General features: G+C 62.1%; 22 protein-coding genes. 14 read left to right on the forward strand and 8 right to left on the reverse strand.

The window, feature by feature from the left end:
- The first annotated feature begins 6 nt into the window (after nucleotides 1–6).
- The 3 genes from FJ548_RS06650 to FJ548_RS06660 all read left to right on the forward strand — a co-directional run bounded on the left by FJ548_RS06650 (nucleotide 7) and on the right by FJ548_RS06660 (nucleotide 2,953).
- Nucleotides 7–462, forward strand: a complete 456-nt coding sequence (locus tag FJ548_RS06650) for a GNAT family N-acetyltransferase (protein ID WP_140777438.1) — start codon at nucleotides 7–9, stop codon at nucleotides 460–462.
- On the forward strand, nucleotides 462–2,027 hold the full coding sequence (locus tag FJ548_RS06655; protein WP_140777440.1) for an amidase family protein: 1,566 nt from the start codon (nucleotides 462–464) through the stop codon (nucleotides 2,025–2,027). Before FJ548_RS06650 ends, FJ548_RS06655 begins: the two co-directional genes overlap by 1 nt.
- Before the next feature lie 128 nt (nucleotides 2,028–2,155).
- Complete coding sequence (locus tag FJ548_RS06660) at nucleotides 2,156–2,953, forward strand: YdcF family protein (protein WP_140777442.1); 798 nt, start codon at nucleotides 2,156–2,158, stop codon at nucleotides 2,951–2,953.
- On the opposite strand, the gene FJ548_RS06665 is transcribed toward FJ548_RS06660, so the two are convergent.
- Together FJ548_RS06665 and FJ548_RS06670 are read right to left on the reverse strand one after the other, a co-directional pair.
- On the reverse strand, nucleotides 2,926–3,645 hold the full coding sequence (locus tag FJ548_RS06665) for a DUF599 domain-containing protein (protein ID WP_140777444.1): 720 nt from the start codon (nucleotides 3,643–3,645) through the stop codon (nucleotides 2,926–2,928). The genes FJ548_RS06660 and FJ548_RS06665 overlap by 28 nt on opposite strands.
- 26 nt (nucleotides 3,646–3,671) lie before the next feature.
- Nucleotides 3,672–4,367 (reverse strand): cysteine hydrolase, encoded by a 696-nt coding sequence (locus tag FJ548_RS06670; protein ID WP_140692895.1) that lies wholly within the window; start codon nucleotides 4,365–4,367, stop codon nucleotides 3,672–3,674.
- Nucleotides 4,368–4,560: 193 nt separating this feature from the next.
- Between FJ548_RS06670 and FJ548_RS06675 the strand changes: the two genes are divergently transcribed.
- The 3 genes from FJ548_RS06675 to FJ548_RS06685 all read left to right on the forward strand — a co-directional run bounded on the left by FJ548_RS06675 (nucleotide 4,561) and on the right by FJ548_RS06685 (nucleotide 7,454).
- Nucleotides 4,561–5,964 carry an L-serine ammonia-lyase gene (locus tag FJ548_RS06675; protein ID WP_140777446.1) on the forward strand — a complete coding sequence of 468 codons (1,404 nt, stop codon included), beginning with the start codon at nucleotides 4,561–4,563 and terminating at the stop codon, nucleotides 5,962–5,964.
- Between the two features lie 72 nt (nucleotides 5,965–6,036).
- A complete protein-coding gene (locus FJ548_RS06680) occupies nucleotides 6,037–6,474 on the forward strand; it encodes a DUF1489 family protein (RefSeq protein ID WP_140777448.1) in 438 nt (145 codons plus the stop codon).
- Between the two features lie 278 nt (nucleotides 6,475–6,752).
- Nucleotides 6,753–7,454: a DnaJ domain-containing protein gene (locus FJ548_RS06685; protein ID WP_140777450.1), complete on the forward strand. Its 702-nt coding sequence runs from the start codon at nucleotides 6,753–6,755 to the stop codon at nucleotides 7,452–7,454.
- A gap of 43 nt (nucleotides 7,455–7,497) precedes the next feature.
- Here FJ548_RS06685 and FJ548_RS06690 read toward each other — a convergent pair whose 3' ends face one another.
- On the reverse strand, nucleotides 7,498–8,919 hold the full coding sequence (locus FJ548_RS06690) for a D-alanyl-D-alanine carboxypeptidase (RefSeq protein WP_140607000.1): 1,422 nt from the start codon (nucleotides 8,917–8,919) through the stop codon (nucleotides 7,498–7,500).
- Nucleotides 8,920–9,214: 295 nt separating this feature from the next.
- On the opposite strand from FJ548_RS06690, the gene FJ548_RS06695 reads away from it, so the two are divergent.
- The 3 genes from FJ548_RS06695 (at nucleotide 9,215) to clpA (ending at nucleotide 12,624) form a co-directional block, all read left to right on the forward strand.
- The gene (locus FJ548_RS06695) at nucleotides 9,215–9,544 is read left to right on the forward strand and encodes a phasin family protein (RefSeq protein WP_095774324.1); all 330 of its coding nucleotides are present in this window, start codon (nucleotides 9,215–9,217) and stop codon (nucleotides 9,542–9,544) included.
- Nucleotides 9,545–9,819: 275 nt separating this feature from the next.
- Nucleotides 9,820–10,149 (forward strand): ATP-dependent Clp protease adapter ClpS, encoded by a 330-nt coding sequence (gene clpS / locus FJ548_RS06700; RefSeq protein WP_010909565.1) that lies wholly within the window; start codon nucleotides 9,820–9,822, stop codon nucleotides 10,147–10,149.
- A gap of 6 nt (nucleotides 10,150–10,155) precedes the next feature.
- Nucleotides 10,156–12,624 (forward strand): ATP-dependent Clp protease ATP-binding subunit ClpA, encoded by a 2,469-nt coding sequence (gene clpA, locus FJ548_RS06705; protein WP_140606999.1) that lies wholly within the window; start codon nucleotides 10,156–10,158, stop codon nucleotides 12,622–12,624.
- A gap of 88 nt (nucleotides 12,625–12,712) precedes the next feature.
- Here the strand turns inward: clpA and FJ548_RS06710 are convergent, their stop codons facing one another.
- From FJ548_RS06710 to FJ548_RS06725, 4 genes are all read right to left on the reverse strand, one after another.
- Nucleotides 12,713–13,144 (reverse strand): HIT family protein, encoded by a 432-nt coding sequence (locus FJ548_RS06710; RefSeq protein ID WP_140606998.1) that lies wholly within the window; start codon nucleotides 13,142–13,144, stop codon nucleotides 12,713–12,715.
- Nucleotides 13,145–13,380: 236 nt separating this feature from the next.
- A complete protein-coding gene (locus FJ548_RS06715; protein ID WP_140606997.1) occupies nucleotides 13,381–14,595 on the reverse strand; it encodes a GNAT family N-acetyltransferase in 1,215 nt (404 codons plus the stop codon).
- A gap of 55 nt (nucleotides 14,596–14,650) precedes the next feature.
- Entirely contained in the window at nucleotides 14,651–15,379 is a 729-nt protein-coding gene (locus FJ548_RS06720) for a glycerophosphodiester phosphodiesterase (protein ID WP_140777452.1), read from the reverse strand.
- A gap of 13 nt (nucleotides 15,380–15,392) precedes the next feature.
- Entirely contained in the window at nucleotides 15,393–15,857 is a 465-nt protein-coding gene (locus FJ548_RS06725; RefSeq protein WP_140777454.1) for a RidA family protein, read from the reverse strand.
- Nucleotides 15,858–15,995: 138 nt separating this feature from the next.
- On the opposite strand from FJ548_RS06725, the gene FJ548_RS06730 reads away from it, so the two are divergent.
- The 5 genes from FJ548_RS06730 (at nucleotide 15,996) to tsf (ending at nucleotide 19,735) form a co-directional block, all read left to right on the forward strand.
- Nucleotides 15,996–16,826 carry a cell envelope integrity EipB family protein gene (locus FJ548_RS06730; protein ID WP_140777456.1) on the forward strand — a complete coding sequence of 277 codons (831 nt, stop codon included), beginning with the start codon at nucleotides 15,996–15,998 and terminating at the stop codon, nucleotides 16,824–16,826.
- A gap of 31 nt (nucleotides 16,827–16,857) precedes the next feature.
- Nucleotides 16,858–17,136 (forward strand): DUF4031 domain-containing protein, encoded by a 279-nt coding sequence (locus FJ548_RS06735; RefSeq protein ID WP_140606993.1) that lies wholly within the window; start codon nucleotides 16,858–16,860, stop codon nucleotides 17,134–17,136.
- A complete protein-coding gene (locus FJ548_RS06740; RefSeq protein ID WP_140692874.1) occupies nucleotides 17,133–17,744 on the forward strand; it encodes a LysE family translocator in 612 nt (203 codons plus the stop codon). The genes FJ548_RS06735 and FJ548_RS06740 overlap by 4 nt, the downstream gene beginning before the upstream one ends.
- Before the next feature lie 178 nt (nucleotides 17,745–17,922).
- A complete protein-coding gene (rpsB, locus tag FJ548_RS06745; RefSeq protein ID WP_140606991.1) occupies nucleotides 17,923–18,705 on the forward strand; it encodes a 30S ribosomal protein S2 in 783 nt (260 codons plus the stop codon).
- Nucleotides 18,706–18,814: 109 nt separating this feature from the next.
- On the forward strand, nucleotides 18,815–19,735 hold the full coding sequence (tsf, locus tag FJ548_RS06750; RefSeq protein WP_140692871.1) for a translation elongation factor Ts: 921 nt from the start codon (nucleotides 18,815–18,817) through the stop codon (nucleotides 19,733–19,735).
- 97 nt (nucleotides 19,736–19,832) lie between these two features.
- Here the strand turns inward: tsf and FJ548_RS29775 are convergent, their stop codons facing one another.
- Entirely contained in the window at nucleotides 19,833–19,991 is a 159-nt protein-coding gene (locus tag FJ548_RS29775) for a hypothetical protein (protein WP_181168732.1), read from the reverse strand.
- Nucleotides 19,992–20,029: the final 38 nt, after the last annotated feature.

Below are 20,029 nucleotides of genomic sequence, written 5' to 3' on the forward strand. Positions count from 1 at the left end.
GCGCCGATGGCAATCGAGATCGCCATCGAGACGCCGTTGCAGGACGACGTGCGCGGCCTGGTCAGGGAACTCAACGAGACCTTGCTCGAATTAACGCCGCCGGAGCATTGCTACCACATGACAGTCGAGCAGATGGCAGGCCAGGACACGACCGTTTTCATCGCCCGCGACAACGGCGTTGCCATCGGATGCGGTGCGCTGAAACGCCATGGCGATGCCATTGGCGAGGTCAAGCGCATGTACACGCGGCCTTCGCATCGCGGCCAGAAGATCGGCGCCAGGATCGTCGAGCGGCTCGAGGCGCTGGCGCGTGATGAAGGGCTGAAGCGGCTGGTACTGGAGACGGGCGACCGCCATCCCGCCGCATGGACCGTGTACGAGCGTGCCGGGTTTTCGCGCTGCGGCCCGGTGCTGGATTATCCCGATTCCGAGTGGTCGGTGTTTTACGAAAAGAGCCTTTGATGAGCGACCTGACCCGACTGACGATTTCGCAGGCCCGCGCCAAGCTGCGCGACAAGGAAATCACCGCGACCGAGATCACCGAGGCTTATCTCTCCGCGATCGATCGCGCCAATCCGGCGCTCAATGCCTATGTCGCGGTCACCGGCGACAAGGCGCGCGATATGGCCAAGTCGTCCGACGCAAGGCTGGTCAAGGGCGAGGGCGGTGCGCTGGAAGGCATTCCGTTGGGGATCAAGGACCTGTTCGGCACCAAGGGTGTCCACACCCAGGCCTGCAGCCACGTGCTCGACGGCTTCAAGCCGCGCTACGAATCGACCGTCACGGCAAATCTTTGGGCCGACGGCGCGGTGATGCTCGGCAAGCTCAACATGGATGAGTTCGCCATGGGCTCGTCCAACGAGACCTCCTATTATGGCCCGGTCATCAATCCGTGGCGGCGTTCGCGCCTCGACACGGTGGTGATGCCGACGACGCATCAGGGCGATGGCGGTTTCGTATCGGCCGGTGGCACGAAAACCCAGCGCAGCCTGGACAATACGCAGCTGGTGCCGGGCGGTTCTTCCGGCGGTTCGGCGACCGCCGTCTCTGCCTTCCTGTGTGCCGGCGCCACGGCGACGGATACCGGCGGCTCGATCCGCCAGCCGGCCGCCTTCACCGGTACGGTCGGCATCAAGCCGACCTATGGCCGCTGCTCGCGCTGGGGCATCGTCGCCTTCGCTTCTTCGCTCGACCAGGCCGGCCCGATCGCCCGTGACGTGCGCGACGCCGCGATCCTGCTCAAGTCGATGGCCTCCGTCGATCCAAAGGACACCACTTCCGTCGACCGGCCGGTGCCGGACTACGAGGCGGCGATCGGCAAGCCGATCAGGGGCATGAAGGTCGGCATTCCCAAGGAGTATCGCGTCGACGGCATGCCCGAAGAGATCGAGGCGCTGTGGCAGAAGGGCATTGCCTGGCTTAAAGAGGCCGGCGCCGAGATCGTGGATATCTCCCTGCCCCATACCAAATACGCGCTGCCGGCTTACTATATCGTGGCGCCCGCCGAGGCGTCGTCCAACCTGGCGCGCTATGACGGCGTCCGCTATGGGCTGCGCGTGCCGGGCAAGGACATCGTCGAAATGTATGAGAAGACCCGCGCCGCGGGCTTCGGCCGCGAGGTCAAGCGCCGCATCATGATCGGCACTTATGTGCTCTCGGCAGGCTATTATGACGCTTACTATCTGCAGGCGCAGAAGGTGCGCAACCTGATCAAGCGCGACTTCGAAAACGTCTTCGCCGCCGGTGTCGATGTCATCCTGACGCCTGCGACACCGTCCGCCGCCTTCGGCATCGCCGACGAGGACATGGCATCCGATCCGGTCAAGATGTATCTCAACGACATTTTCACGGTCACCGTGAACATGGCCGGCCTGCCGGGCATCGCCGTGCCCGCCGGTCTCGACCCCAAGGGGCTGCCGCTCGGCCTGCAGCTGATCGGCAGGCCGTTCGAGGAAGAAACGCTGTTCCAGACGGCGGCTGTCATCGAACAGGCGGCCGGCACATTCCAGCCGGAGAAGTGGTGGTAAGGGTATCGCTCGACTAGCGCATGGCCCCGAATACCGGAATCGATTTCGGAAAGGATCATGCGCAGAATCAAAGTTTTACAGCGTCCTTTGCGCGTCCAAGCACGCGCGGCGCTGTGATGGGGTGAGCGATGTTCTTCTATCTTTCCAAGATATTCTGGTTCTTCATTCAGCCGCTCAACCTTGCCATCTTGCTACTGCTGGCAGGCTTGCTGGCAGCGCTTTTCGGCCACCGGCGGCTTACGGGCACCAGCAGCGTGCTCGCCTTCCTGATCCTCGCCCTGTCGGCCTGGACCTCGCTTGGCGCCATGATGCTCAATCCGCTGGAGGAACGCTTTCCACGGCCGCCGCTACCGGAGAAGGTGGACGGCATCGTCGTGCTCGGCGGCGGCTTCGAGGGCGCCATCAACCTCGTGCGCGGTGGCTACGAATTGAGCACCAGCGGCGATCGCATGGTCGAGACCGCGATCCTGGCCCGGCGCTTCCCGCAGGCCAAAGTGGTTATATCAGGCGGAAACGGTTCGCTTTTCCTTGATGGCGAGGGCGACGCCGACACCGCGCCCCGCCTGCTCGGCCCGCTGGGTGTCTCGGCCGATCGCCTCGTCCTCGAGGACAAGTCCCGCAACACTTATGAAAATGCGGTCTTCAGCCGCAAACTGGTCGATCCGAAGCCGGGCGAGACCTGGCTGCTGGTGACCTCCGCCTTCCACATGCCCCGGGCCAAGGCATTGTTCGACAAGGCCGGTTTTCCAACCATCCCCTGGCCGGTCGACTATCGCACCTGTGGCAAGGAGGGCGTCGGCCTGTTTCGCGACAACGCCGCCGATTCCTTGCAGAACACGACCATGGCGATCCGCGAATGGATCGGGCTTTTCGCCTATTGGCTTTCCGGCCGTATCGATCAGCCCTTTCCGGCGCCGGGCGGCTGACCAATGACGGCGCGCCGCGCCGCCGAGAAGAACTGGCGCCGCACGAGCACGGCCAGCAGCAGAAGCGTCGACAGCACGAACACCACGGGATCGACGAACCAGCCGAGATAGCCGATCGAGAAGAACACGCCGCGCAGGCCCGAGTTGAAATGCTTGCCGGCCAGCATGTTTATCTGCGTTGCGCGCCAGACAGCCGTTTCGGTGACCGGGTTGCGCGAGGCTTCGCCATGCGGGATCGGCACGGCGCCTATCAGGATCGAGCAATAGTTGAACAGCCGGTAGGCCCAGCCGAATTTGAAGAAGGAAAAAGCCAGGATCAGTACCAGCCCGAGCACCTTGATCTGAAAGGCCGAGCGTGACGGCGCGCTGCCGAGCGGCAGGTTGCTTAGCACTTCAAGAACCCGGTCGGAGGCGCCGAGCAAGGCAAAGCAGCCGCCGAGCGCGATCAGCGAACTGGAGGCGAAGAAGGCGGTTCCCTGCTGCAGGCCGCTCATGATGGCGGTGTCGACGATGCGGATCTCGCGCTCGGCCATGGTGCGCATCCAGGCTTCGCGCTGCGCATTCATCGCCGTCGTCAGTGACATGCGGCTGACCAACCTGCCGTCGGAAGCAAGCGTGTGCAGCACCCAGGCCAGGAGGAAAAAGCCGAGCGCCGCGAGGTCTGCCGTCGACAGGTAGGAGGAATCGTCCATGCTTTCTTGTACCTGCTTTGGTTGGCTCAGGTCAGCAAGGGTTCGGTGGCTTCCATCTCCAAGGCCTTGATGACTTTGTCGGTGCTGGTGACCCATCCCAAGGCGTTCTCGAAATTCCACAATGTCGATTGGCGATTGAAATCCGGGCCCGAATGGTTGATCGCGTCCTCGACCAGGATAGGCCAGAACTCCAGCATGTAGGCGTCGCGCGCGGTTGCATCGACGCAGATGTTGGTGGCGACCCCTGTGAAGAGGAGATAGCGGATTTTACGGGCACGCAGGTATGTTTCCAGGCCGGTGTTGCAAAAACCGCTGTAGCGCGATTTGCGAATAACCTCGTCGCCCGGCTCGGGCTTCAGGGCGTCGACGATCCGCCAATCCCAGCTGCCGTCGATCAACAGTCTGCCGCGAAGCTCTGGGCGCTCGCGCATCAGCACCATGCCCAATTCCTTCTGGTAGTTCGGCGAGGAAGGGTCTCCCGCGTCGCTGAGGTCGGGTTTGTAAGACATCTGGAGGTAGACCACCGTCACGCCGCATTTGCGGGCGGCCGCGAGCAGGCGCCTGTTGGCGTCGATGGCCGGGGCCGCGCCCGATATGTCGATGCCAGCCAGGTCGAACATGCCGCCCTCCGAGGCAAAGGCGTTCTGCATGTCCACGACGACGACCGCTGTCCGGGCGGGATCGATATGCACCGGTTTCGGCCTGGCATCCAACACAAGCATCATATCCCCCTGGGCAACCGCAAAAATCGCATCGATGCGCGACGTGCAGAATAGCCGCGCCCTGATTCTCCCGCAATCAATGTCGCTGCCGGAGCAAACAAGGTCGGCAGATGCTGCGCCGCGATTGCCAAAAGAGCGGAAACATCCCGACACAATTCCTATATGTAGTCCTCGACGTGACTCAGGAGACAGCGTGTTCCTTTCGGTTTTCGACCTGTTCAAGATCGGCATCGGCCCCTCCAGTTCGCATACGATGGGGCCGATGACGGCCGCGCGGCGATTTCTCGACGAGGTCGCGGGAGATGACTGGCCTCGGCCCGCCGGCGCCAAAATTGCCCGCATCGGCGTCAGCCTGCATGGCTCGCTCGCCTATACCGGCATCGGCCATGGCAGCGACCGCGCTGTCATCCTTGGCCTCGCCGGCCAGACCCCGCAAACTGTTGACCCCGACCAGGCCGATGAAATCGTCAGCCGGATTACCGCCGACAAGCTGATCTCACCGCCCGGCCATCCCTCCTACCGTTTCGACCCGGTCACCGATCTGGTGCTCGACCGCAAGACGCCGCTCACCGGCCATGCCAATGGCATGGCGTTCTATGCCTACGACGCGGACGGCCGCCTGCTGCTCAAGCGCATCTACTATTCGATCGGCGGCGGATTCGTGGTCTCGGAAGAAGAGTTGCAGCGGATGAGGGCCAAGGGGTCGGTGCCGGCAGAAGGCAAGAAAGTGCCGTATCCCTTCAAGAATGCGGTCGAAATGCTGAAGATGGCGGCCAGGAGCGGCCTTTCGATTGCCGAAATGAAACGCGTCAACGAGCAAACGCAGATGTCGCGCGAAGAGCTCGACGCCGGTCTCGACGCCATCTGGAGTGCCATGAAGAGCTGCATCGACCGTGGTTTGTCGCAGGACGGCGTCATGCCGGGCGGGCTGAAGGTGCGGCGCCGCGCCAGACAGCTCCACGACAAGTTGCAGGAGCAGTGGCAGCAGAACCGGCCGAATCCCTTGCTCGCCAATGACTGGCTGTCGATTTACGCTATGGCCGTGAACGAGGAGAATGCCGCCGGCGGCCGCGTTGTCACCGCCCCCACCAATGGAGCCGCGGGCACACTGCCTGCGGTGCTGCGCTATTGGCTGCATTTCCATCCCGAGGCCGACCAGCCAAGCATCCGCGACTTCCTGCTGACGGCTGCCGCTGTCGGCGGCATCATCAAATCCAATGCGTCGATCTCCGGCGCCGAGGTCGGCTGCCAGGGCGAGGTGGGCTCCGCCTCGGCAATGGCCGCGGCAGGCCTGTGCGCCGTCATGGGCGGCACGCCCGAGCAGGTCGAGAACGCCGCCGAGATCGCTCTCGAACACCATCTCGGCATGACCTGCGATCCGGTCGGCGGGCTGGTGCAGGTGCCGTGCATCGAGCGCAACGCGCTTGGCGCCGTCAAGGCGGTGACGGCTGCGTCGCTGGCGATCAAGGGCGACGGCGTCCATTTCGTGCCACTCGACGCAGCGATCGAGACCATGCGCCAGACCGGCCTCGACATGAACGAGAAGTACAAGGAAACCAGCCTTGGCGGCCTGGCTGTCAATGTCGTGGAGTGCTGAGCGGGCGTCTGGCACTGTGGAGAACTTGTTCAGGCCGTTGACGCGTTGGTGCACCGGATTAAATCTTCGGGAATGGCTCTCAATCTCTTGAAACTATGCGTCGGCTGCGACAGCGTCGAGGATATCGAGGAATGGATTGCATTCCGCCTCGACGAACGGCGCCGGGCCGGCGAAGCGGCCGAACACTGGCACACGACCCGCATGGTGCCGACGCGCGGCGCCGAGATCACCGACGGCGGCTCGCTCTACTGGGTGATCAAGGGCAGCGTCCAATGCCGTCAGCTGATCACGGAGATCCGACCTTTTACCGACGATGAGGGCATCGGCCGCTGTCACCTGGTTCTCGACCAGCAAGTCGTGCGCACCGACTGGCAGCCGCGCCGGGCATTCCAGGGGTGGCGCTATCTGAAGCCATCGGACGCACCGGCCGATCTCGGCAAAGGCAAGGCGGGTTTGGTCGAGATGCCGCCGAAACTCCGGCGCGAGCTTGCCGACCTGGGCTTGCTATAGCTCATCGAGCCGAAGCGTTGCCCGTTGCTGTCGCGGGCTGGTTTCTGGCCCTCTATCTTGCTTCGCACTGGACTTGCAAGCGGCGCGACAACGCCACATCTTGAAATTCATGCGCGATGAAACTGTCGAAGTCGACGAAGGCTGCGGCGTTGGCGGACCCGGTTCGTATCGCGGCCCTATTCTTGTCCGCGGGAAGGCCATGATTCCGGCGCAGAAAAAGTGTTGAAGGACATCACGCGGTTGTCCAGGCGGACAGGGCACCTGCGGGGCAGTGGGAAATGTTAGGCGCAATTATCGTTCTGGTCGCATTGCTGCTGGTGCTGCTGGGCATAGCCTCGGCTTTCCTCCAGGCCAATCCGGCCCGGCTCGCAACCGGGATGAAAACAGTTGGGCCGATCCTGCTGGCACTGGTTGGTGGCGCGGTGCTCCTGGTCGGACGTCAAGGGATCGGCGGTATCATCCTGTTCGCGGCGATCGCCTGGTACGGCGCCACGCGCGCGAGCCGGCCAAATGCCAATCTGGCGCCTGGGAAACGCTCGATGGTGCGGACGGCAGCCCTCGAGATGGAGCTCGACCACAATACGGGTGGCCTAGAAGGACTGGTTCTGGCCGGCCGCCACGACGGCAAGATGCTTGGCGCGATGGGTCTTTCGGAATTGCAGCATCTCTACCGCGAACTCTCCGGCGATGCGGAGAGCCGCCAGCTGCTAGAGACGTATCTTGACGGCAGATTTCCCGTCTGGCGCAAAAACACTGAGACGAACGGAGGCGAAGGGCTGGGTGTTGCGCCAGGTCCGGGCGCCATGACTAAGGAGGAGGCCTACAAGGTCCTTGGTCTTGAAGCGGGGGCCGCCGCGGCGGATGTCCGCAAGGCGCACCGCCGCCTGATGCAGCGCCTGCACCCCGATGTCGGCGGCACGTCTTTCCTGGCGGCGCGGATTAACGAAGCCAAGGACGTCTTGCTCTCCAATCACAACTAGTTCTCCTTCGACGCAGAAATTTTCCGGGAGATATCTCGCCGCCTTACTGCTGGACGGCGTAGCAGGCGATCTTCTTCTTCTTCAAAGCGGTGCAGGCCTTCCAGGCGGCATCCTTCGAGTCGAAACCGCCGAAACGGGCGCGGTAGTAGGTCTCGCCATCCTTGTCGAATGCAACTGTAAAGCCGGAAGCATCGGCCAGCACCTTGGGCGCTTGCTTGGTGGTCTTGTCGAGGAATGCCTGGGCTTCGGACTGTTTCGGCGAAGAGGCGACCTGGATCGCCCAGCCCGACGGTACCGACGCGGTGCTGACCGGATCGACGGCGGGGGCCGGCTCGGCATAGGCGGCCACGACCTGTGCCGTGGCGACTTTCGGGCTGGAGACGATGACCGTCTTCACCTTCTTTGCCGGGGCGACGAGTTTGGGAGTCTCGGCCTCGGCAGTGCTGTCGGCATTGTCTTCATCCTGGGCGACCATCGCATCCTCGGCAACGGCGTCATCGGCACTGGCCACCGCCACCGGCTTGTCGTCCGGGGTCGGCGCGTCGTGCTTGGGCAGGAGGACTTTGGCAATTGCCTTGACCGGGTTGCTGTCGGCCTTGGCAACCAGATCACCATCGCCGCGGGTCGAGGCCCGCGGCATATAGGTATGGATCAGGCTCGCCATCTGGTTGTCACGGCTGCCGCCCGAGGTGCCGCCCATCACAACGGCGACAAGGCGGCGGTTGCCGTCGGACACTGACGAGACGAGATTGAAGCCGGAGGCGCGGGTATAGCCGGTCTTGATGCCGTCGACGCCCTTGATGCGTCCAAGCAGACGGTTGTGACCGTTGATGCGCTGGCGGCCGTAGAGAAAAGATCGCTGCGAGAAATAGCCGTAATATTGCGGGAAATGCTCCCGGAGCGCGATGCCGAGCGTGGCCATGTCGCGCGCCGTGGTGAACTGACCCGGGTCGGGCAGGCCGTTGGCGTTGCGGAAGACGGTGCCGTTCATGCCGAGCTGACGCGCCTTGGCGGTCATCATTCGGGCGAAATTGGTTTCGTTGCCGCCCAACATTTCGCCGAGTGCTGTCGCCGAGTCGTTGGCCGACTTGGTGACTATCGACAGGATGGCGGTCTCGACCGTGACCGAACCGCCCGGCTTCACACCGAGCTTCGTCGGCGCCTCCGCGGATGCCTTGGCGGAAAACACGACTGGCGAGTTCTTGCCGATCTTGCCCGCCGCCATCGCTTCGAAGGTCAGATAAAGCGTCATCATCTTGGTGAGCGAGGCCGGGTAGCGGCGGCCGTTGGCATCGGCTGAATAGAGCACCTTGCCGGTCTTGGCGTCGACCACGATGGCGGACGACCTCGCCGCCAAGGACGAGGCGGCGCCGGCAACGACAAACGTTATCGCCATGGCGATGATCATGATCGTTTTGAGGGGAGAGGTGGATTTGGAAACGATGCCCGACAACGCCTGACGCACTGGTAGTTCCTTTGAATTCTCGTTGCTTTGGAGGCGGCAAAGGGATCCTGCCTCACTTCCGGCCACGCTACCGGGGCAGCGTTACCAATCCGTTTATGGTAACCGCCGCGTTCACCATTTTCTTCGGGCTTGAAGCTCTCTTTATTCGAATCTTAGCCATTGACGTTCGGGCGGTGCCTCCAGCGGGCGAAATGTTGACTTTTTGTGCAGCGCACAATATATAACGTGCATTGCACAAAACGCCGCCCGGGCAGGGCGCGTCCTATGAACAGGCAACCGTCAAGGGAATCAGGAAATGACCCAGACCTACGAAGATTTCAGCAAATACGGCAAAGAGTTTGCCGACACCGGATTGAAGAGCTTCGCTTCGCTGTCGAAGGGCGCTCAGGCGATCGCCACCGAGGCCGGTGAATACACCAAGAAGAGCTTCGAAGCCGGCAGCGCCGCCTTCGAGAAGCTGTTCTCGGCCAAGTCGCTGGACAAGGCGATCGAGATCCAGTCCGACTACGCCAAGCAGTCCTACGAGGCATTCGTTGCCGAGGCCACCAAGATTGGCGACCTCTATGCCGAACTCGCCAAGGAAGCCTACAAGCCGTTCGAATCGATCGTTGCCAAGGCGAAGTAATTTTCGCCTGACAGTCTAACTCCGGCCCTTTGGGCCTGGGACAAACCCGGTGGCGGAAACGCAGCCGGGTTTTTTCATGTCAATTTCCGGTCCAGGGCCGCGTCACGCTTCACGATTGCGAAAATCCGCCAAGTTTGGTCACCTAGCCATATTGTCAGCTAACCAGAAGGGCTTAAAATCGTCCATCGAACACCTACATGTTGAACTCGCATGAGGATTCGAAGAGGCAGGATTACGTGACGATCGGTTTGACTGCCACGAAACAAGTGGCGCGGATGCAAAACGGCGGCGGTGACGGCAATGAGGCCGGCCGCGGGACGGCGGTCATCACGCGCACCAAAACCAAGACCAAGAAGCCCAGCCTCTACCGGGTCCTCATCCTCAACGATGACTACACTCCGATGGAGTTCGTGGTTCACGTGCTGGAGCGTTTTTTCCAGAAGGACCGCGAAGCCGCCACACGCATCATGCTTCATGTTCACAATCATGGAGTGGGCGAGTGCGGGGTCTATACATTCGAGGTGGCCGAGACCAAAGTGTCTCAGGTCATGGATTTCGCCCGACAGAATCAGCATCCGCTGCAATGCGTGATGGAGAAGAAGTGAGGTAACATGCCGGCTTTCTCCCAAGGCCTGGAAAAGGCGCTTCACCAGGCGCTGACGCTCGCCAATGAGCGGCACCATGAATATGCAACCCTTGAACATCTGCTGCTCGCGTTGATCGACGACACGGAGGCCGCCGCCGTCATGCGCGCCTGCAACGTCGATCTCGACGAGCTGAAGCACACTGTTCTCACCTATATCGACACCGAGCTCGACAACCTCGTCACCGGTTACGACGAGGATTCCAAGCCGACGGCCGGCTTCCAGCGCGTCATCCAGCGCGCTGTGATCCATGTGCAGTCGTCGGGCCGCGAGGAGGTATCGGGCGCCAACGTGCTCGTCGCCATCTTCGCCGAGCGCGAGAGCCATGCCGCCTATTTCTTGCAGGAACAGCAGATGACCCGCTATGACGCGGTCAACTATATCTCGCACGGTATCGCCAAGCGTCCGGGCGCATCGGAGACGCGCTCGCCGCGTGGCGCCGATGACGAGCAGGGCGGCCAGAATGGCGCCGAGCCGCAGGAGGAAGGCGGCAAGAAGAAACAGCAGCAGGATGCGCTGACGGCTTATTGCGTCAATCTCAACAACAAGGCCAAGGCCGGCAAGATCGATCCGCTGATCGGGCGCGAGTCGGAGATCAACCGCACCATCCAGGTGCTGTGCCGCCGCTCGAAGAACAACCCGCTCTACGTCGGCGATCCCGGCGTCGGCAAGACGGCGATCGCCGAGGGGCTGGCCAAGCGCATCGTCGAGGGCGACGTCCCCGAAGTGCTGCACAACGCCACCATCTTCGCGCTCGATATGGGCACGCTGCTGGCCGGCACGCGCTATCGCGGCGATTTCGAGGAACGGCTGAAGCAGGTCGTCAAGGAACTCGAGGATTATCCCGGCGCGGTGCTGTTCATCGACGAAATCCACACCGTGATCGGTGCGGGCGCGACGTCGGGCGGCGCCATGGACGCTTCGAACCTGTTGAAGCCGGCCCTGTCGTCGGGTGCGATCCGCTGCATCGGTTCGACCACCTACAAGGAGTTCCGCCAGTTCTTCGAGAAGGACCGCGCTTTGGTGCGGCGCTTCCAGAAGATCGACGTCAACGAACCGACGGTCGAGGACGCCATCGAGATCATGAAGGGCCTCAAGCCCTATTTCGAGGAATTCCACAAGGTCCGCTACACCAGCGAAGCCATCAAGGCCTCGGTGGAACTGTCGGCGCGCTACATCAACGACCGCAAGCTGCCGGACAAGGCGATCGACGTGATCGACGAGACCGGCGCCTCGCAGATGCTGGTGCCGGAAGCCAAGCGCAAGAAGACCATCGGCATCAAGGAGATCGAAGCCACCATCGCGACCATGGCGCGCATCCCGCCGAAAACGGTTTCGGCCGACGACGAGAAGGTGCTTCAGGGCCTCGATATCGAGCTGAAGCGCGTCGTCTACGGCCAGGATACCGCCATCACCGCGCTCACCTCGGCGATCAAGCTGGCGCGGGCCGGCCTGCGGGAACCGGAAAAGCCGATCGGCTCCTACCTGTTCTCGGGCCCGACCGGCGTCGGCAAGACCGAGGTCGCCAAGCAGTTGGCTGCTTCGCTTGGCGTGGAGCTGATCCGCTTTGACATGTCGGAATATATGGAACGCCACACCGTTTCCCGGCTGATCGGCGCGCCTCCCGGCTATGTCGGCTTCGACCAGGGCGGTCTGTTGACCGATGGTGTCGACCAGCATCCGCATTGCGTGCTGCTGCTGGACGAAGTGGAAAAGGCACATCCGGACCTGTTCAACATCCTGTTGCAGGTCATGGACCACGGCAAGCTGACGGACCACAACGGCAAGCAGATCGACTTCCGCAACGTGATCCTGATCATGACCACCAATGCGGGTGCGTCGGATGCGCAGCGCGCGGCGATCGGTTTTGGTTCGACCAAGCGCGAAGGCGACGATGTCGAGGCGATCAACCGGTTGTTCACGCCGGAGTTCCGCAACCGCCTCGATGCGATCATCCCGTTCGGCTCGCTGCCGGTGCCGGTCATCCATCAGGTGGTGCAGAAGTTCGTCATGCAGCTCGAAGCCCAGCTCTCCGAGCGTGGCGTCACCTTCGACCTGTCGCCGGATGCGATCGCCTGGCTCGCCGACAAGGGCTATGACGAGCGCATGGGGGCACGGCCGCTCGGCCGCGTGATCCAGGAGCACATCAAGAAGCCGTTGGCCGACGAGGTGCTGTTCGGCAAGCTGAAGAAGGGCGGCACGGTGCGTGTCACCGTCGAGAAGAAGGAAACCGGCGAGACCGGCCTGAAGCTCGAATCGCTGGCCGACGAAGCGCCGGTGAAGCCGAAGAAGGAAGAGCCGGAAGACGCGCCGAAGCCGCGCAAGGCGGTGGCCAAGAAGCCTTCTGCAAGGAAGGTAGTGGCGCAGAAGCCGGAGCCCAAGGGCAAGGATGGCGGCAAGCGCAGCCTTGTACCGCAGCTGCCCCGCAAGGGCTGACAGCTCTTGCTCCAGTAATAAAAAAGCCCCGGAGACGGGGCTTTTTTATTGCGCCATAGTCATCATGCGAGTGCGGCGAACAGACGCCTCAGCTTGCGAGTGCGGCACGGATCTTGCCGGCATTCTCGGCCAGCACTTCCGGCTTCTCCATCTGTCCGGAATGCGGTTTGAGCGGCACGCCCTCGAAGCGCGGAACCACATGGACATGCAGGTGGTAGACGGTTTGTCCGGAGGCCGGCTCGTTGAACTGCATGAGGGTGACGCCGTCGGCGTTGAAGGCCTTTTTCACGGCCACCGCCACTTTCTGCACGACGGCAAACAATGGGCCGAAGGTCGCCGGGTCGGCGTCGAGGATGTTGCGCGACGGTGCCTTTGGCACCACCAGCGTATGCCCCGGTCCTTGCGGCATCACATCCATGAAGACCATGACCGCATCGTCTTCGTAAACGCGATGCGAGGGAATTTCTCCACGCAGGATCTTTGCGAAGATGTTGTCGGTGTCATAGGCGGTTTCAGCCATGGCGAATGCTCCAGATTGTGCCTCGCCGTCCCGTGTAGCGAAGCTCTTCGGGAGCGGCAAGACGATGACGGGCGATCAGGCGAGATCGACCATCCAGATTCGACAAGTGCGCGATGGAAGCGCCTTTTGCGATGCGATGATCTATCGAAATAAAATGCGGCGCAGACGCCAAACCCTGCATGTGTCCTCAGGGGCTTACGCACCCATGGCCGGGGCATGGCATGCCAAAAAGCCTGCTATTCCTCGAGATCCTTGCGGAATGGGGTATGCTCTTCCAGATATTCGCCCATCCGCTCCACCTCGCGCCTTTCGCGCCTGAGGTAGTCGGCGACCGCGTTGCGTAAGCCAGGGTGCGAAATGTAATGGGCCGAATGCATGGTCACCGGCCGGTAGCCGCGTGCCAGCTTGTGCTCCCCTTGCGCGCCCGCCTCGACCACCTTCAGCTTGCGTTCGATGGCGAAGTCGATGGCCTGGTGGTAACAGACCTCGAAATGCAGGAAAGGGTGATCCTCGATGCAGCCCCAGTTGCGGCCGTAGAGCGCGTCGGAGCCGATGAAATTGATGGCTCCGGCAATGTAGCGCCCGTTGCGCCTGGCCATCACCAGCAGGATGTCGTCCGCCATGCGTTCGCCGATCAGCGAAAAGAACTGGCGGTTCAGATAGGGGCGGCCCCATTTGCGGCTGCCGGTGTCCATGTAGAAGGTAAAGAAGTCGTCCCAGGCCTCTTCGGTCAGATCCTTGCCGGTCAGCCAGTCGATTGAGATACCGTCGGCAAGCGCCTCGCGCCGTTCCTTCTTCATTGCCTTGCGCTTGCGCGAAGCCAGCGTGGCGAGGAAGTCGTCATATGTCGAAAAGCCTTCGTTGAAGAAGTGGAACTGCTGGTCGGTGCGATGCAGGAAGCCCGCGGCCTCGAGCGTCGCGACGTCGTTCTCCTGCGCGAAGGTGACATGCGCCGAGGACACGCCGAGCTTGTCGGTCACCATTTTGAGACCGGCCGCAAGACCAGCCTTCACCGCATCCTGATCCTCGCCCTTGCTGACCAGCAGGCGAGGGCCGGTGACGGGCGTGAATGGCACGGCGCACTGCAGTTTCGGGTAATAGCGGCCGCCGGCCCGCTCGAAGGCATCCGACCAGCCGTGGTCGAACACATATTCGCCCTGGCTGTGCGATTTCAAATAGCAGGGGACTGCGCCCAGCAGCCTGCCTTGTGCATTTTCGAGCCGCAGGTGATGTCCTTGCCAGCCGGTGCGCCTGACAGCGCAACCGGAATCCTCAAGCGCGCTCAAAAAAGCAAATGAAACGAGGGGATTGTAGCCGCTTTCTGCATTATTGCGCGACGTGCCGACAAAGCCATCCCATTCATCGCAAGTGAAGGCACCGATACCAGCGGCGATGCGGATTGAAAACTCCGCGTTCGCTGTTTGCCCGTCGCCGTCATCGCCCTGATCCATGCGGCTTATTTAAGCTCCATCCGGGCCGCTACAAGTCACGTTTGAGTCACCTCGTTCAGGCGATCTCGACGAGGTCGGGTTCGAACCCTTCGAATGTCATCTGATCCGCATATTTGAAGGTCAGGTCGACCGCGGGCTGATCATGCACCGTCCAGGTGATAACTGGCATTTTGAGTTTTTCACGCACGAAACTGACAAACGGGTTCGGCAGGTCGCCGGCGGCATACGACGTGAAGGAGAGCTCATGCGCCAGCATGGCGAAATGCGCTTCGATCAGCTTGAGGTCCCTGCCGTAGGCCGTCAATCCAGCGGGAAGGCCAGGCGCGTGCTTTGGGAAATCGCGGATCAGCCAATGATCGAACGACATGATCGCCGCCTTGCCCGTGTAGCGCTTGAGCATCTTGCCGACTCGCGCCACCAGGCCTTCGTCCCGACCGGGAATCCCTTTCAGTTCGACGACAATGGGCACGCGGCCATCGACGAGGTCGAGCGCTTCCTGCAGCGTCGGCACGTGATCGGCCGTGCCCCCAACCTTGAGCGCGGTCAGTTCAGCCGCGCTGCGTTGCCAGACGAAGCCATCCCGTCCGGTCAGCCTTTTCAGGTCGTCATCATGGATGATGATGGGAACGCCGTCCGACGACAGATGCACATCGCATTCGATGGCGTAGCCACGTTCGGCCGCGGCAGCGAAGGCGGAAAGCGTGTTTTCCCAGCGCGTCTTGTTCATGTCGTGAAAGCCGCGATGGGCAACGGGCCGGGCGATCAGCCAGGAGAGGTCGGTCATGTCAGGCCTTCGCTCACTCGACTTCGAAGATTGCTTCGATTTCCACCGCTGCGTTAAGCGGCAGCGAGGCGGTGCCGACAGCGGAGCGGGCGTGCTTGCCGCGCTCGCCGAGGGCGGCGACCAGGAAATCGGACGCGCCGTTGGCAACCAGATGCTGCTCGACAAAGTCGGCGGCGGAGGCGACGAAGACGGTGATCTTCACCAGCCTGCGGATCTTCTCGAGATCACCGAGGGCGGCCTTGGCCTGGGCCAGAATGTTGATCGCGCAGTATTTTGCCGCGTCCTTGCCGGTAGCGGTGTCGACGTCGCGGCCGAGCAGCCCGGTCGCCTTCAGCTTGCCGTCCTTGAGCGGCAACTGTCCGGCGGTGAACAGCAGGTGGCCGGTCCTGCAATAGGGCACGTAGTTGGCCGCGGGCGCGGCCGCGACAGGAAGCGTCACGCCGAGATCGCTTAGCCGCTTTTCGATTGTTTCACTCATTGCTTTTCCCTATTGCTGGAAGGCGCCGCGCTGGCCGGGCCGAAATTGCTATTTTTGCCTCGCTTCCGCCACGACTTTTTTTAAGCTGGACCATCTTTCCCTGCGGCCTGCCACCAGCCGCGACGATCGGAGTACCTCATGCGCGCAACGCGCCTCGCATTCAACGCCGTTTTTTTGTCGGCGGTCTTCTCGATGGGCCCCGCCTTTGCCGTGCCGGCGTTGCAGGCGCACCGCGCCGTGTACGACCTTACCCTCAACAAGGCCTCCGACCGCTCCGGCATTACAGGCATATCCGGGCGCATGGTCTATGAATTCAACGGTTCGGCTTGCGAAGGCTATACGGTGAAATTCCGTTTCGTCACCCAGATCGTCACCAGCGACAACACCAGACTGACCGACCAGCAGACGACGACGTTCGAGGACGCCGAAGGCAAGACCTTTTCGTTCGTGACCAAATCCTTTGTCGACCAGAATCTTGACAAAGAGGTCAAGGGTATGGCCACGAAAAATGCCAAGGGGTTGAAAGTTGATATCGACAAGCCCGAGAAGAACAGCCTGGAGCTAGCCACCACCCAGTTTCCGACCCAGCATCTGGTCGAACTGATCGGCAAGGCCGAGAAGGGCGAAAACTTCTACCAGACAAACCTGTTCGACGGTTCGGAAGATGCCAACAAGGTGATGACGACCACCGTCGTCGTCGGCAAGAAGACCGATGCCGACAAGGCCGATCCCGAGGCGCCGGCGCTGGCGAAGCTCGCCACCGACAAATACTGGCCGGTCGACATCGCCTATTTCGACGACAGCGCCCAGAACGGCGAAGAGGTGCCGGAATACCGGATCAGCTTCAAGCTGCACGAAAACGGCATCACCCGCGATCTCGTCATGGATTATGGCGATTTCTCGATGACCGGCAAACTGGTCAACCTGTCGCTGTTCGACCAGACAAAGCCCTGCCCGGTGTCGAAGTAGCAGCGCAATTGAGCTGGCCGCGGCGGGCTTGATGGCGGTCTATGTCGATGCGGCGATCTGGAAGTGGGCCGGTCATCTCTGGTGCCATCTCCTGGCTGATGATACCGACGAGTTGCATCGCTTTGCCGCCGAGCTCGGCATCAAGCGCTCGTCCTACCAGGGCCCGCCCAAGACATCGGCGCCGCATTATGACATAACCGGCTTCGAGCGCGACCGCGCGGTGCGGCTCGGCGCCGTCGAATGCAGCCGCGAGCAGATCGTCGCAATCTTCCGGCGCGTGCGTGTGGCCAACGGAAAGGCCAAGTCATGACCCCAACGGCATTCCTGGCTTATTGCGCCGCGATTACGCTGGCCGCCGCGACGCCAGGTCCGGCGATGTTCGCGGTCATCACCAATGGTGTGTCGCGCGGTTTCCGTCGCGCCTTCATGGCCGGCGTCGGCGTCGCCGCCGGCGATGCCGTGCTGGTCACCCTCGCACTGCTCGGGCTGGTGGCGCTGGCCCAGACCTTCGAATGGGTCTTTCTTCTGCTGAAATATGCAGGCGCCGCCTATCTGATCTATCTCGGGATCCGGATGTGGCGTGCCGCAGCCGCGCAGCCGGATAAACCGCAGGCGACTGAAGCAAGGTTGTCGCGATCGTTCCTGCTCGGCGCGTCCATTGCGCTCGGCAATCCAAAGGCGATCCTCTTTCACGCCTCGATCATGCCGCTGATCCTCAACCTCGATACGATGACCTTTTTCGACGGCCTGCTCGTGGTGGCCGTTGTCATCAGCGTCAATGTCCTTACCATGGGGGTCTATGCCGCCCTGGCGGGCCGAGCATCGGGCTGGTTCACGACGCCGAGGCGCATGCGGCTGATGAACAGGTTCGCCGGCAGCGCCATGATCGGTACCGGAGCGCTGATTGCCGCACGCTGAGCGCTGACGCGCCACAACGCTTGCGTTTGTCGCGCTTCCCCTCTATATGCCCGCTCATTCCACACACGGACTTTGGTGTCTGCCCGGGAGAAATCCGGCTGAAACCTCCGGTGGCGTTCGAGGACTGAAGTCCAAAAATGCCTGTGTCCGTGGAGGCTAACCGGAAAGGAAAATGAGAATGGCACTGCCTGATTTCAGCATGCGCCAGCTTTTGGAAGCTGGCATTCACTTCGGCCACCAGACCCATCGCTGGAACCCGAAGATGGCGCCCTACATTTATGGCGCCCGCAACAACATCCACATCATCGACCTGTCGCAGACGGTGCCGTTGCTGCACCAGGCGCTTAAGCAGGTTTCGGACACCGTCGCCAAGGGCGGCCGCGTGCTGTTCGTCGGCACCAAGCGCCAGGCGTCTGATATCGTCGCCGATGCGGCGCAGCGTTCGGCACAGTACTATGTCAATTCGCGTTGGCTCGGCGGCATGCTGACCAACTGGAAGACGATCTCGAACTCGATCCAGCGCCTGCGCAAGCTCGACGAGATGCTTGCCGGCGAGGCGCAAGGGTTGACCAAGAAGGAACGCCTGAACCTCGATCGCGAGCGCGAGAAGCTCGACAAGGCGCTGGGCGGCATCAAGGACATGGGCTCGACGCCCGACCTGATGTTCGTGATCGACACCAACAAGGAAGCGATCGCCATTCTCGAGGCCAAGCGCCTCGGCATTCCGGTCGTCGCGATCATCGATTCGAACTGCGACCCGGACAAGATCGACTTCCCGATCCCCGGCAATGACGACGCGGCCCGCGCCATCCAGCTCTATTGCGACCTGATCGCCAAGGCTGCGATCGACGGCATCGCCCGTCAGCAGGGCGCGCTCGGCGTCGACATCGGCGCTTCGGTTGAAGCCCCGGTCGAACCGGCGCTCGATCCGGCTCCGGCGTCGGAAGCTCCCAAAGCTTGATAGTCGAAGGCCGGTTGCGGCCTTCATCTTTCTCATATTTTGGCACGCTAAACAGACGCACCATCGAATGCCGATGGTGCGTCGGTGCATTTAAAACAAAGAGGCGACAATGAGCATTTCGGCTGCACAGGTCAAAGAACTCCGCGACTTGACCGGCGCGGGCATGATGGACTGCAAGGCGGCGTTGAACGAGACCAACGGCAACATGGAAGAGGCCGTCGACTGGCTGCGCAAGAAGGGTATCTCCAAGGCCGACAAGAAGGCCGGCCGTACCGCTGCCGAAGGCCTGATCGGCGTCGACAATGGGGTGCGCGAGGCTGCGGTCGTCGAGGTCAATTCCGAGACCGACTTCGTTGCCCGCAACGCCGCCTTCCAGGAAATCGTCGCCAACGTCGCCAAGGTGGCGCTTGCCTACGGCACGACCGAGGCGGTTGCGGCGGCCCAATATCCGGGTTCGGACAAGTCGGTCACCGACACGATCAAGGACGCGGTCGGCACCATCGGTGAGAACATGGGCTTCCGCCGCTCGGCCAAGCTCACCGTGCCACATGGCGCGGTGGCGACCTATGTGCACAACGCGGTTGCCGACGGCCTCGGCAAGCTCGGCGTGCTGGTCGCGATCGAGACCACCGGCAATGAGCACGCCGCCAACGCCTTTGGCCGTCAGGTTGCCATGCATGTCGCTGCCACCAACCCAATGGCGCTGACGGCAGAGCAGATCGATCCGACCGCGGTGGAACGTGAAAAGGCGATCTTCTCCGACCAGGCGCGCCAGTCGGGCAAGCCGGAGGCGATCATCGAGAAGATGGTCGAAGGCCGCCTGCGTAAGTTCTACGAGGAAGTCGTGCTCCTGAAGCAGGCCTTCGTGCTCAATCCCGACATCACCGTCGAGAAGGCGCTGAAGGATGCCGAGAAGGAAATCGGCGCCCCGGCCAAGATCACGGCCTATCTGCGCTTCGCGCTCGGCGAAGGCATCGAAAAGGAAGAGACGGATTTCGCGGCGGAAGTCGCGGCGGCGGTCAAGAAGTAAGCCGCTTACCGCCATATCCCGAAAGCGGTTTTCCGGCCTGGCGTCCGCAGGGATGTCAGGCCGATTTCTTGCGCGATGTCGATAAAGGCCCGCAGTTTCAGCGCCCGATATAGGCGGGGAGACAGACGATCACGGCGTGAAAGGGTGGCGCCAGCCGGACCGTGACCATGTCCTGCGCGATCATTTTCTGCTTCGGTTCACAGTCCAGGTCAAGGTCGCCGGAGGCGTCGTGACCGGCGACAAGCCTCTCTGCCATTCGCCGCCCGTGGTGGTCGAGGGCCGGGCCGCCAGCCT

Origin of the sequence: Mesorhizobium sp. B2-4-17 (genome assembly GCF_006441275.1) — a bacterium.
Taxonomy (GTDB): domain Bacteria; phylum Pseudomonadota; class Alphaproteobacteria; order Rhizobiales; family Rhizobiaceae; genus Mesorhizobium.

Excerpts from the sequence above, each read along its gene's own strand:
- FJ548_RS06650 (WP_140777438.1), top strand. The coding sequence starts at position 7 with ATGGCAATCGAGATCGCCATCGAGACGCCGTTGCAGGACGACGTGCGC.
- FJ548_RS06655 (WP_140777440.1), top strand. The coding sequence starts at position 462 with ATGAGCGACCTGACCCGACTGACGATTTCGCAGGCCCGCGCCAAGCTG.
- FJ548_RS06660 (WP_140777442.1), top strand. The coding sequence starts at position 2,156 with ATGTTCTTCTATCTTTCCAAGATATTCTGGTTCTTCATTCAGCCGCTC.
- FJ548_RS06665 (WP_140777444.1), bottom strand. The coding sequence starts at position 3,645 with ATGGACGATTCCTCCTACCTGTCGACGGCAGACCTCGCGGCGCTCGGC.
- FJ548_RS06670 (WP_140692895.1), bottom strand. The coding sequence starts at position 4,367 with ATGCTTGTGTTGGATGCCAGGCCGAAACCGGTGCATATCGATCCCGCC.
- FJ548_RS06680 (WP_140777448.1), top strand. The coding sequence starts at position 6,037 with ATGGCTCTCAATCTCTTGAAACTATGCGTCGGCTGCGACAGCGTCGAG.
- FJ548_RS06685 (WP_140777450.1), top strand. The coding sequence starts at position 6,753 with ATGTTAGGCGCAATTATCGTTCTGGTCGCATTGCTGCTGGTGCTGCTG.
- FJ548_RS06695 (WP_095774324.1), top strand. The coding sequence starts at position 9,215 with ATGACCCAGACCTACGAAGATTTCAGCAAATACGGCAAAGAGTTTGCC.
- clpS (WP_010909565.1), top strand. The coding sequence starts at position 9,820 with ATGCAAAACGGCGGCGGTGACGGCAATGAGGCCGGCCGCGGGACGGCG.
- clpA (WP_140606999.1), top strand. The coding sequence starts at position 10,156 with ATGCCGGCTTTCTCCCAAGGCCTGGAAAAGGCGCTTCACCAGGCGCTG.
- FJ548_RS06710 (WP_140606998.1), bottom strand. The coding sequence starts at position 13,144 with ATGGCTGAAACCGCCTATGACACCGACAACATCTTCGCAAAGATCCTG.
- FJ548_RS06715 (WP_140606997.1), bottom strand. The coding sequence starts at position 14,595 with ATGGATCAGGGCGATGACGGCGACGGGCAAACAGCGAACGCGGAGTTT.
- FJ548_RS06720 (WP_140777452.1), bottom strand. The coding sequence starts at position 15,379 with ATGACCGACCTCTCCTGGCTGATCGCCCGGCCCGTTGCCCATCGCGGC.
- FJ548_RS06725 (WP_140777454.1), bottom strand. The coding sequence starts at position 15,857 with ATGAGTGAAACAATCGAAAAGCGGCTAAGCGATCTCGGCGTGACGCTT.
- FJ548_RS06730 (WP_140777456.1), top strand. The coding sequence starts at position 15,996 with ATGCGCGCAACGCGCCTCGCATTCAACGCCGTTTTTTTGTCGGCGGTC.
- FJ548_RS06735 (WP_140606993.1), top strand. The coding sequence starts at position 16,858 with ATGGCGGTCTATGTCGATGCGGCGATCTGGAAGTGGGCCGGTCATCTC.
- FJ548_RS06740 (WP_140692874.1), top strand. The coding sequence starts at position 17,133 with ATGACCCCAACGGCATTCCTGGCTTATTGCGCCGCGATTACGCTGGCC.
- rpsB (WP_140606991.1), top strand. The coding sequence starts at position 17,923 with ATGGCACTGCCTGATTTCAGCATGCGCCAGCTTTTGGAAGCTGGCATT.
- tsf (WP_140692871.1), top strand. The coding sequence starts at position 18,815 with ATGAGCATTTCGGCTGCACAGGTCAAAGAACTCCGCGACTTGACCGGC.
- FJ548_RS29775 (WP_181168732.1), bottom strand. The coding sequence starts at position 19,991 with ATGGCAGAGAGGCTTGTCGCCGGTCACGACGCCTCCGGCGACCTTGAC.